9 protein-coding genes are annotated in these 10,875 nt (G+C 49.5%); 3 read left to right on the top strand and 6 right to left on the bottom strand.

Going from position 1 to position 10,875, the window contains the following annotated elements; genetic code table 11:
- Positions 1-163 precede the first annotated feature (163 nt).
- Both M3650_RS24730 and M3650_RS24725 read right to left on the bottom strand, forming a co-directional pair.
- Positions 164-1,210, bottom strand: a complete 1,047-nt coding sequence (locus M3650_RS24730) for a hypothetical protein (protein ID WP_251578702.1) — start codon at positions 1,208-1,210, stop codon at positions 164-166.
- 150 nt (positions 1,211-1,360) lie between these two features.
- Positions 1,361-2,287: a manganese-dependent inorganic pyrophosphatase gene (locus tag M3650_RS24725; protein WP_251578700.1), complete on the bottom strand. Its 927-nt coding sequence runs from the start codon at positions 2,285-2,287 to the stop codon at positions 1,361-1,363.
- A gap of 238 nt (positions 2,288-2,525) precedes the next feature.
- Here M3650_RS24725 and M3650_RS24720 point away from each other — a divergent pair, with 238 nt between their 5' ends.
- Positions 2,526-4,589: a serine hydrolase domain-containing protein gene (locus tag M3650_RS24720; RefSeq protein ID WP_251578698.1), complete on the top strand. Its 2,064-nt coding sequence runs from the start codon at positions 2,526-2,528 to the stop codon at positions 4,587-4,589.
- A gap of 462 nt (positions 4,590-5,051) precedes the next feature.
- Here the strand turns inward: M3650_RS24720 and M3650_RS24715 are convergent, their stop codons facing one another.
- Both M3650_RS24715 and M3650_RS24710 read right to left on the bottom strand, forming a co-directional pair.
- The gene (locus M3650_RS24715) at positions 5,052-5,219 is read right to left on the bottom strand and encodes a hypothetical protein (RefSeq protein WP_251578696.1); all 168 of its coding nucleotides are present in this window, start codon (positions 5,217-5,219) and stop codon (positions 5,052-5,054) included.
- Between the two features lie 35 nt (positions 5,220-5,254).
- The gene (locus M3650_RS24710; RefSeq protein WP_251578694.1) at positions 5,255-6,283 is read right to left on the bottom strand and encodes a GNAT family N-acetyltransferase; all 1,029 of its coding nucleotides are present in this window, start codon (positions 6,281-6,283) and stop codon (positions 5,255-5,257) included.
- Between the two features lie 730 nt (positions 6,284-7,013).
- Here M3650_RS24710 and M3650_RS24705 point away from each other — a divergent pair.
- Both M3650_RS24705 and M3650_RS24700 read left to right on the top strand, forming a co-directional pair.
- On the top strand, positions 7,014-7,547 hold the full coding sequence (locus M3650_RS24705; protein ID WP_251578692.1) for an RNA polymerase sigma factor: 534 nt from the start codon (positions 7,014-7,016) through the stop codon (positions 7,545-7,547).
- The gene (locus M3650_RS24700; RefSeq protein WP_251578690.1) at positions 7,547-8,947 is read left to right on the top strand and encodes a DUF4179 domain-containing protein; all 1,401 of its coding nucleotides are present in this window, start codon (positions 7,547-7,549) and stop codon (positions 8,945-8,947) included. The genes M3650_RS24705 and M3650_RS24700 overlap by 1 nt, the downstream gene beginning before the upstream one ends.
- A 103-nt stretch (positions 8,948-9,050) precedes the next feature.
- Here M3650_RS24700 and M3650_RS24695 read toward each other — a convergent pair whose 3' ends face one another.
- Positions 9,051-9,914, bottom strand: coding sequence for a GNAT family N-acetyltransferase (locus M3650_RS24695; RefSeq protein WP_251578688.1), 864 nt, complete (start codon positions 9,912-9,914; stop codon positions 9,051-9,053).
- Between the two features lie 189 nt (positions 9,915-10,103).
- Positions 10,104-10,871 (bottom strand): DUF1836 domain-containing protein, encoded by a 768-nt coding sequence (locus M3650_RS24690; protein WP_233696218.1) that lies wholly within the window; start codon positions 10,869-10,871, stop codon positions 10,104-10,106.
- Positions 10,872-10,875 lie beyond the last annotated feature (4 nt).

Raw genomic sequence — 10,875 nt, 5'->3', positions numbered from 1 at the left:
ATGCTCGCCTCCAGTGGGACAGTAAGCAAAAAAATACGATTTTCATTCGTGAAATCTGAATGAAAATCGTATTTTTTGATGTGTTCACATTCGGTTACGTACAAAAGCCGTGTTTTTCAGTGGCCTCCTCAAGAAGACAGGGTTTCTCCGCAAGGGAGCAGCACTAATTGGAATCCGGGTCCAGCACTGTATAGCTCCAGAATCCGCCTTTCGCATCAATATTGGCGCTTAGGGTCGGCTGGCCTTTCTTCATAAACGTATAATTATCCTTCTTGATGGCGACATCATAACCGGTCAAGTCGATATCGAACAGTTTCTTCACCATCGGCTTGGCTGCGGCGATGGCCTGATTCTTCGCATAGAACGGCTTTTTGTCTTTTTTGACGGCTTTAACCGTCTTGTTGACGGCTTCTTTGTGCCCCCATAAGTCGATGTTTGTTACCTTGCCCGTCTGCGACTCAATATCCACGACATAATTGGCAAAGGTGTCATGGAACTTCCACCCATCATACTTTTCACCGGCGTAATGGATTGCTACATCCAACTGCACGGCTTTGCCGCCGTTCATCGTCTTCAGCGCGTTCAGCCCGGCATTTAGCGCCTTCTTGTCTGTCGCCTGGTCGAACGGGTAACTAATCGTAGCATTTTTCGCTTTGAGTGTATCCGCATCAAGCGTAATCATGATCTCTTTCCCCACATTGAGCGTCTTTGAGCCATGCTTTACAACCATGTCTTTCCCCGTCATAACCCACTCATGCACCGTGCCGTCGCTCAGGAACTTCTTCTCCCGGCTGACGGACTCTGCTGCGAACGTTTTGTTCGGATCAAGCTTGCGAATCACCCGCGTCGCCGTATCCTTGACTGATTCGTTCAATTCACTCCACTTATAGTCGGCAAATATGCCCGTAATACCGCCTGTCTTCTTATCAACATGAATGCGCCCGCGTCCAACCTTATTCTTAAAGATCCACAGAGGTGAAATATCGCTAATCCCATTCTTCTCAACTTCCAATTCGACTGCCGAGTCGTTCAAGAAGGCGCGCAGTTCCTTCTGTGCCGCGTCAATGACTGACTGTTCCGGCTGGCTGTCGCTTGTGTTCACTGTCTCTTGGATAATGACGGTTTCGGCGGCATACGCCGCATTCATCGGATACGAAGCAAGCAGCAAGCTGGCGATTGTCATGCCCATCATCCATTTTTTCATTGTCATGTGTAATCCCTTCCTTCGATTGTTAGTGAAATTTCTACTCCTAATACAATCCAAGTTCAGGCTTTCTTACACTCACGCAAAAAAAAGACTGCCCGGCACAATTGCGGCAGCCTCTTCTTCTATTGGATGTATTTCATGATACGGCTCACATTATTTCAACGTTTCCGTCAATACAGGCACGATTTGCGATTTGCGCGATACAACGCCTTTGAGAACGGCTTTATTATCAACCAACGACACGTTGTATGCTTTCTCGACAGCATCTGCTGCGCGGCCAAGGGCCAATGCAACGGAGTCATTATTTAAAATATCCGTTACAACGAAGACAAACAAGTCTAATCCCTTTTCAGAAATAATGGTAGACAGGGCCGCTTCCACCTCAGCTTGGCGTGCTAGAACATCGTTGACATCCACGGCATTGACTTGCGCGATTTCCACCTTGGCGCTGCCCATTTGGAACTCCTTGGAGTCAAGCGAGACGAGCTGCGCAATCGTCTTGTCACTCAGATCCGCACCAGCTTTCAACATATCCAAGCCATAGCTTTCTGCATCCACGCCGGCGATGTCCGCCAATTCACGGGCTGCCGCCACGTCTTCTTTCGTGCAGGTCGGGGATTTAAACAACAGAGAATCGGAAATAATTGCGGATAACATCAATCCCGCAATTTCTTTGCGGATGGAGATGCCGTGTTCCTTGTACATTTTCTTAAGAATCGTCGCGGTGCAGCCGACAGGCTCGGCCCGGTAATACAGAGGACCGCTCGTTTCGAAATTGGCGATGCGATGGTGATCGATGACCTCTAACACCTGAACTTGATCGATGTCGTTGGCGCTTTGCTGGCGTTCGTTATGATCGACCAAAATAACGCCCTTCACTTCGTTCGCTACCGTGTCAACAAGGCGAGGCGCATCGAATTTAAAATGATCCAATGCAAATTGCGTCTCCCCGCTAACGCTGCCTAGGCGGACAGGCTCTACATTGAAGCCCAGCTGGGATTTTAAATCAGCGTATGCAATTGCGGAACAGATCGTATCGGTGTCAGGGTTTTTATGTCCGAAAATCAGAATTTTATCCATCATCTTACTCCTTTTTTCATATATTCTGCTGAGCAAAATTATACACCAGAACTCTTTCATAATAAAGGCGTCCTGATAAAAGCAAGCTAGATATGTACAGCGACCCTCGAACGGTTTCAAACATTTTTTAAAATTGAGAAAATCAGTTGAAGGGGAATGGGGAATTTCCACAGTCTTACAGGATGATATTGGGATTTCCAATTCATTCATCCGGTCATTCGGATAAGGAGGAATCGAAATGAAAACACGACAACGATACACCCGACAATCAGGTAAAAAGGGACTCCTTTGTACACTCGCGCTGGCGATGGCCTTGTCGCTGTGCGGTCCAGTCTACGCGGCGGAAGGCCCAGGCGCTGCCAAGCCTGCCTCGTCCTCCACAGCCGCGCCAACCGTACAAACACCGTCAGCAACTGCAGGGCCGACGGATTCGAAGGAAGTGGAGGCGTTCGCCGACAAGCTGTTCACGTCCCCACAGCTGAAGAACGTCCCCGGCGCCGTCTTCGTGGTCGTGAAGGACGGCAAGGTAATCTTGAGCAAGGGGTACGGCTACTCGGATGTAGCGGCAAAGAAGCCGATGGATCCCGAGAATACGGTCATGCGCGTAGCATCCGTCACGAAGCCGTTCACCTCCGCAGCACTGTTGCAGTTAGCCGAACAGGGCAAAATAGACTTGAAGAAGGATGTCGAAGCCTATATGGGCGGCATCAAAATTCCGCGAAAGATCGATGGTCCGCTGACGGCGGAGCACCTGATGACCTATACAAGCGGTTTTGATTTTTCTGATACCCCGAGCAACACCAACATTAACAACACGTCCGATTTCCTGCGCCAATTCATGCCGACCGTTGTACGCAAGCCCGGGGAGACCTATATGTATGACAACTTCGGCTTCATGCTGCAGGGGTATATCGTGGAGCAAGTTGCCGGCATCCCGTTCAATCAATACGCTAAGCAGCATGTGCTGGATCCGCTTGCCATGAACCACAGCAGCTTTGTTATGACGCCAGAGACGAAGGCCAGCTTAGCAGTCTCTTATGAGCCTACAGGCAAGGTCCTTCCCTACTATGAGCTTATGCCTGCGGATAGTCCGGATGGCAGCCTGCTCTCGACCGGAGGCGATATGGCGAAGTTCATGATTGCGATGATAGATGAAGGAACGTATAACGGCAAGCGCATCTTAAAGCCAGAGACGGTGCGCAACATGCTGGAAGTGAAGGTCTCCTCGCATTCAAAGCTGCCGAATGCGTCCTACGGTTTTGAAACGAGCTACCGCGAGGCCTTTAACGGCCAGAACGTCATCGGCAAAGGCGGAGATCTGCCAGGCTTCAGCTCATGGATGTGGCTGCTGCCTGAGCACAAGACAGGCGCGTTCATTATTTTCAACCGGAACGATGGCATGGCCGATAACTTCCGCGAATATATCTTCAAGTCGTTCATGGACCACTATTACCCGGATAATCGGCCGGAACCTGTCATCTTGAAGCCGACGCAAAAAGAGCTTAAGCCGTTCGAGGGCAGCTATCGCGACTTGCGCACAGGCTTCTATGTTCTTCGTGTGGAAGCGCAAGCGAACGGCACGCTGGAATTGGTCGATCCGTTCTCCGGGCGGCAGCGGTTGCGCCAAGTGGACCCCCTGCTCTTCATTAACGACCAAGGCCAACAAATCGGCTTCAAGCGGAATGCGGACGGCAGCATCGCTTATATGGACAAAGGAGGCGTCGCCTGGTCCGAGAAGCTGACCGCAACAGAGATCGCTTTCAAGGATATCGGAGCGGACCATCCGTATCGCTCCTATGTGCGCGACCTAGTTATGCGGGGCGGCATTGCCGCTGAAGCAGGCGCACGCTTCTGGCCGAGGAAGGCAATAACGCGCGCCGAATTCGTCTCGATGCTAATGGCCAGCATGCATTTGAAGCGATCGGCGAATCCGCCAGCCTTCTCCGACACGATCGGCCACGCGGCGGCACAAGACATCCAGACGGCAGTCGATTGGGGGGTTCTCACGGCAGCGGCCGATAAGCGTTTCGAGCCGGATCGGCCGATTACCCGTCAGGAAGCGGCCGCCCTCATCTGGCGGATCGCTTCCCTGTTCGGCGTGCCGAAGCAGGATGCGAAGGTATCTGGCGATACCGGCTCTTGGGCGCTTCCGGCCGTGAAATACATCGTTGCCGGCAAGAAGCACGGCCCGGAAGTAACGCCGAAGCCGGACGGCTCAGTCGATTACAACTCAACGCATGCCATGCTGCGCCAGGAGGCGGCCGCACTCATCAGCACGTTCCTCGCCAGCCCGATGCAGTAACGAGGCTGAAGCCTGGGGCAAACAGCAGCCCGCTAGAACCGGATACCGCAACAAGCCAGCCTCGGACGCACTTCACTAGCTTCCGAGGCTGGCTCTTTCTTTTACCGCTCCAATCGAGGCTCATGTCATGTCCGCACTCGCTTCACCAAACGCTTCGGCGCTGCCCGCAGATATGCTTCTTTAAGCAATTGTCCCAGCTCGTCCCAATCCAGCGGCTCGCCGGTCTTGACCGAGACCCAGCCGTGATGGCCGATATACGGAGTTTTGAAAAATCGGCCTTGCTGCAGCAGGAATTCCTCGGGTTTCCCGGTCCGAGTTGAAACTTATATCCCCCAATAATGGAGTGTTTTTACGTGACAATCATCTGAACCAGCTCCGCGGAGTCCTCATTGTCTCATCCTCATTGGATTTTGTGCCATCAAACAGAAGCGTATCCCTTTTTGCACTTGATTCCATTGGAATTTATACAGTCTTTTGACACGTTTCCGCTGCATATTGCTCATACCAGCCGGATCCGCTGTACAAATTCCAGTCCGCATCCGATTTAATCGCACTCTCCGCACATTTGACTGTATATTTTCCAACGGGGACAGCTTCGAGCGTATAAATCAATGCAACTCCGATTCCCATCAAGCGGAGCTAGCACATTGCCTCTGCGAAATGACTTATCGCAGAACTTTACGAAGCACAGCAGTCCCTTCCAGATCCGGTCCAAACACATCGGGAATGGTAGCAACCGGAACGAAGCCATTTTTCCCGTAGAAAGCGATGACATCATAATCTTCTGCGTAAGTCATCATGAACAAGCAATACGCTCCCCGGCTTCTCGCAACATCTTCCGCATGCTTGAGGAGAATGGAGCCCATCCCTTTTCTTCTATGCTGCTTGCTCACGCCAATATCAAGGACTTCGGCTCTAGCTCCTAGCGCGTCTATTCCTGCAGGCGCTTCTTCATGCAACATGACAACAATTCCTGCCGCCGCCCCCGCTTCATCCTGATAACCATAGAACTTGGCGCCCCGGCGAAAATGCGTGCTAATCCGTCTCCGCAGCCACTGCTCGTGCTCTAGATTGCTTCGGTTCAAGTTCACATGCTCCACCTCGGCGAGAATGTCCAAGTAGGGCTCAATATCTTCTTCCCGTATGTCTCTAATCATATGAGTATCGCCCCTCTGAAGGATGAAATAGTTATAGTCGGAATTATCAGATAGCCTTATAAGCTTTTGATGTTCGAAGCCTGACTTTTCAAGCACCCTTCTTGAGGCCGCATTGAACGGCTTGACGATGGCCACGATTTCTGGAAGGGTCGAGTGATGAAACACATATGAAATCATTCCTTGAACCGCTTCTGTCGTATACCCCTTGCTTCGATAATCCTTCGATATCGCATAAGCGACTTCCCGCTCCGCTTGAGGCAGCATGTCGTTCGGAAATACCCCGCACCAGCCGATTAATTTCCGGTCTTGCCTGTGCTCGATGGCCAACAGAACTCTGACATTATCCGGATTATAGGTGTCATAAGAGGAGATGACGAAATCCAGGAATCCTCTTATCTCCTCTTCGGACATGTTCCAGTCCGGGAGTATGTCCGTAATTTCCGTTTGACGGGTCAGTGAATATAAAGCGGGAATATCAGCCCTTGTGAACTCTCTCAATCGTAACGATTCCGTGGCAAAACCAAGCTGTTGTCTCATTTATAAAACACCTCTCAAAGTGAATGAAATTTCTGTATCCGCATTTGTCCAACAAAAAACGGAGTGCCCCAAATAGGCACTCCGCAAGTATATGCAATACTTTCGCTGAGTCCTTGCAATGGGTCAAAAGGGCACACTTCTCCCGTTGTTCAAACACGAGATTTTTGTGCTATTTGGCAACCATTACAAAGAAACTGGCATGAAGTATAAATTCCCCTTTCTAATATCCAACTCCAAATCTATCATAAATATAAAATAGCTGTAAACAAAATTTTCATATTGCGTGAACCTCCCCGCCCACAACCGACTCTAATGTATTAGATGCAATTTAACGAGGAGGAACTAAATATGAAACCTTATAAAATATTAATTGCCGCAACGATTGCTGCCGGTCTATTTATGACGAGCCTATCCGCTCTGCCGGTGCACAACATTGCTTACGGAGCGTAACAACAGAAGCAGGGGAGAAGATCAATAAAATAACTTTAGCCGATCTTGACCCGAAAGTGCTGGACGACGCCAAGCAAGCGTTAACAATACTTCAATTTGGACTTGAAAGGTTATGAGGTATCCGTAGAATATGATGAATATACGTTTGCCAAAAAAGGAAAGCCGACCGTCAAAGGTACGATCAATAATAAAGGTTAATTCTGGAAGATTATCGTTTCCCCGGCCGCATCCTGAACAGCGAACGGCAATTTTGCAGTAAGTCACAAAGGAGATTATAACATTGCAGCAGCTAGAGCATGAAGTAGAGCGGGTCCGCCAAGGCGACAAGGATGCGTTCGGAACGCTCATTCGGGCTCATGAAGCCTCCCTTTACAGAATAGCCAAATCCATTGTATCTTCGGACGAGGATTGTGCGGATGCAATTCAAGAAGCGGTGCTGAAAGCGTATCGCTCTATTCATACATTGCGGGAACCGCGGTATTTCAAAACTTGGCTCGTTCGGATATTGGTGAACGAATGCCGATCGATTTTGCGTAAGCGGAAACAGACCGTTCCGTTCATCGAGCTTCAGCATGCGCGTGCGCATGAAGACGATTACGTGCATATTGAGACCCAAGAGATTGTCGATTCGCTGGACGAAGACTTGCGCATTGTCGTCACTTTATTTTACATTGAAGATTTGCCTCTGAAAGAAGTGGCCGACATGCTGGATCAGCCTATCGGCACGGTCAAATCGCGCCTCTACCGAGCGCGTCAAAAACTGGCTGAACTATTGAATGTCACTAACGGCAGCGGAAAGGAGCTGACAACCTGATGGAGTCCAAAGTGGATGAAGAAATTCGTCAGCGGTTAACGGCAGGATGTGCCTCGGAGCTTCCCGAGCTGGTGAAGACGCGGCTGGAAGAGACGCTTCAATCCCTCGACGCTGTGCCTGTGCGAAGAAAAACGTCTAACCGCAAGCCATGGTTGGTTGCTGCCGCCGTCATCCTTATCATTGGCGGCACGCTGGCGTCCGGCTTCGTGTCCCCCGTAATGGCGGAGACGCTGAAAAAAATGCCGTTTATCGGCCAAATTTTTGAAACGCTCGGTGATGAAGGCCTCCAAAATGCGAACCGGAAAGGATTGTCCGTACCGGCTCATTTAAGTGCCGCCGATCAGGGCATTACCCTTACCATTACAGAGGTATTGTACGACGGCGTCCAGGTCGTGCTCGGAATTCAGGAGGAATCGGATAATGCATTACCTGCGCTTGACAACAGCTGGGACAGATATGAGATTGAATTACGTGACTATTATGCTGATGTGAGCGACATATGGACGCATAAAGCGACATGGATGATTTCAAAAACGCCAGCGCAAAATATTGGAATTTTGAAGTTCGAATCTGTCTATGGCTTGGAAGCGGAGCGTGACACCAAGCTGCCCGACGAGTTCACCGTTCCATTTTCAATCAAGCAGGTGGGAGAGGTAAGCGGGAACTGGGAGTTCAACGTCCCTGTCAAATTCAATGATTCACAAACCCTAAAAATAGTTCCGATGGAAACGAAGCAAATAAAGAATGGAAAGGGCTCTATCACCCTTCAATCCGTAATCTCGACGCCACTCGGAACAGAAGTGAGATTCAAGATTGCAGAGGATACCTCGCCGGATAAACATAAGAAAAACTGGAGTGGATGGAATAGTTCCTATATCTTAACGGATGAGAGCGGATTTATTATTCCATCGATGGGCGGTAAAGGAGGAGCGAGTGTTCAAACCGATAATAACACGGTGACCATGGAATTTGTATTTGATTACGCCCCATTGCCCGAGCATGCCAAAAAGCTCATATTCAAGCCCTATTATTCCGGAAAACGCTATGGAGACAACGCCGTTGTACTGGATCCGAATGCTTTGCCGGTAACCGTACAGCAAGGAGAAATCGGTTCGATTACGATACGAAGCATTGCGTTCAACCCGGATAAGACGGTGCTGCACTATGATGTTGAGGGCAACTCTCCGGAAGATCAAACAAACGCCATATTGCTTTTACAAGACGGTGAGCGCGTCTGGTATAGAAGCAAGTTATTGAAAGTAGAAAATGGGATATATTCGTACGTTATGGAATTTGATGATCAGCCACTGCAAAAAGACAAAGAAATCAAATTCTATACAAGCAAAATGCGGAAGGCCACCTTCTTCAAGGAACTCGAATTTGAAATCCCATTACGGTAACAGCATCGCGTCATGGAAGATGTCTGGGCCACAGATGAAAGACCCCCCCTAGAATGGACATTGAGCATATCTCAGTGTCTCTAGGGGGTGTGTCGTGTTATGGCTATAATAGCGCTTCCTTGTAGTAATCAATGACATTCGTCCGGCGAAAGCCGCACGACTCATACAATCCAAGCGCGCGCTCGTTGCTGACGGCTACCTCCAGCTCGAAGCACGCGATGTTCAACTCGCGCCGCAGCCGCTCGATCGTCCCGGCAAGAGCGGCCCGTCCTAATCCATGGCCCCGCTCCTCCGGGCGCATACAGAAGCCATAGATGAACGCCGTATCTCCCTCAAGCAGCACGCCAAGCTTGCCGACGGCTCTGCCGCCGCTCTCGATGATGTACGTCAGCTCCCGCGTCGATAGCGCCGCCGTCGCCAAGTCATCCGCTTCCTGCTCCGGCAGGCCGAAGCCGACCCGGTTCAGCTCAGCCAACATGGTCACATCATCAGACCCAGCTTCGCGCAAATGAATCTCCCGCTGCTGCCCGCTTGGCAGCGGCGCATTATCAGCATCTTTCCGCTCCATCACGTATTCGGAGAACGCATATGGCAACCCGCGCCGCTGCAGAAATGCAACGCCGGAAGCGGAATCCCGCGGGCAGATGTAAATGACTTCCTTCGGCCCCCGTCGAGATAACTGCTCAAGCGCTTCTTCCACCATTCGCATAAACATCCCTTGCCGGCGATAATCGGGATGCACCATTCCGCTCAGCTCTGCTTCCGCCGGAATAATGATATAGATGCCAAGGAACGCCACCAGCTTGCCATCCTTGTAATAAAGCACATCATTCATTTGATCCGCGGGCCGTGCCTGCAGCATATCCCAATTCAGCTTCAATCGGATGCCGTCATGCTCTTCACACGCTTCAGCCAGTTCACGAATCTCCGCCTGTTCTTGTTCGTCCAGTCCTTGCTTCCATATCAATCCTTGCCGCAACCTACCACACCTTTCATCATAAGTAAAAACAATCTATTGGCTCATACTTGATTAATATATTAGACAAGTTTCCATATTAATCCTCCAAAATGTTCTTCACATATCCGAAGGACTTGATAATTTCTTTATGAAAGCGAGCTCGTCTCCCATCGGTTCAAAAAAGATGACCAAAGGTCATCAATCGAAATCAAGAAATACCGTCGCATTGTAATAACGTTTCGCTACCGCTTGCAAATAGGAGGTTTGAACGGAAAGGGCCGAGATGACAAGAATATTGCTTACCCCTTTTTGCTGGGCCTTGGATATGCCCGTCATCGACTGGGCGACTCGATCGGCGTATGCCTTCACCATATTATCTAATAGCGTATCCTGGGAATTCGCGGTCGAAGTATGCCCGACAATATCGAACATCTGGTCATTATTCGCATCCAATTCTTCGAACATGGTAGAATATGCATAATAGAACTGAACAGGCTCAATAAATTCAGTAATGTCCTTTTCCCTGCCAAAAAACAAAGTATGGAACAGTCTGCGGATAGAAAGAAAATCCAAATTACTTTTCAAATCATCAATAATAAACAATAAAGCGGCTTGATTAATGGAATATTTTCTTCCTTCCTTAATGACAAATAACTCTTTAAAGTCACGTTTGACCCAATTCTGTATGGATGTAATCGAAACATTCGAATACTCGATCAGACTCCCAAGATCTGCAATCTCTTGCAAAGAAAAACCGTTGAATTGGATACCCTGGATGACCTTCTCAATGACAGGACGCATCTCCGTCGTCAAAAAAGCAGGGAGCGAAGCGCCTTTCTGACAGGCTTGCTGGTGATTTTTAGACCACGCCGTTTGTAGAATAGTTAGTGGCGACTGTTCGTGGTTTCCTTGCAGCGAAAGCAATAAGGATGACATCTCTTTTCTCGTAAGCGTCATTGACTCCATCATG

It is taken from the genome of Paenibacillus sp. MER TA 81-3 (assembly GCF_023713585.1).
Taxonomy (GTDB): domain Bacteria; phylum Bacillota; class Bacilli; order Paenibacillales; family Paenibacillaceae; genus Paenibacillus_B; species Paenibacillus_B profundus.
Note: the sequence above shows the minus strand (reverse complement) of the source record. Positions and strands in the feature narration are given on the sequence as shown.

Bases quoted from the DNA above. Each gene is read 5' to 3' on its own strand.
- M3650_RS24730 (WP_251578702.1), bottom strand. From the start codon at position 1,210: ATGACAATGAAAAAATGGATGATGGGCATGACAATCGCCAGCTTGCTG.
- M3650_RS24725 (WP_251578700.1), bottom strand. From the start codon at position 2,287: ATGGATAAAATTCTGATTTTCGGACATAAAAACCCTGACACCGATACG.
- M3650_RS24720 (WP_251578698.1), top strand. From the start codon at position 2,526: ATGAAAACACGACAACGATACACCCGACAATCAGGTAAAAAGGGACTC.
- M3650_RS24715 (WP_251578696.1), bottom strand. From the start codon at position 5,219: ATGGGAATCGGAGTTGCATTGATTTATACGCTCGAAGCTGTCCCCGTT.
- M3650_RS24710 (WP_251578694.1), bottom strand. From the start codon at position 6,283: ATGAGACAACAGCTTGGTTTTGCCACGGAATCGTTACGATTGAGAGAG.
- M3650_RS24700 (WP_251578690.1), top strand. From the start codon at position 7,547: ATGGAGTCCAAAGTGGATGAAGAAATTCGTCAGCGGTTAACGGCAGGA.
- M3650_RS24690 (WP_233696218.1), bottom strand. From the start codon at position 10,871: ATGGAGTCAATGACGCTTACGAGAAAAGAGATGTCATCCTTATTGCTT.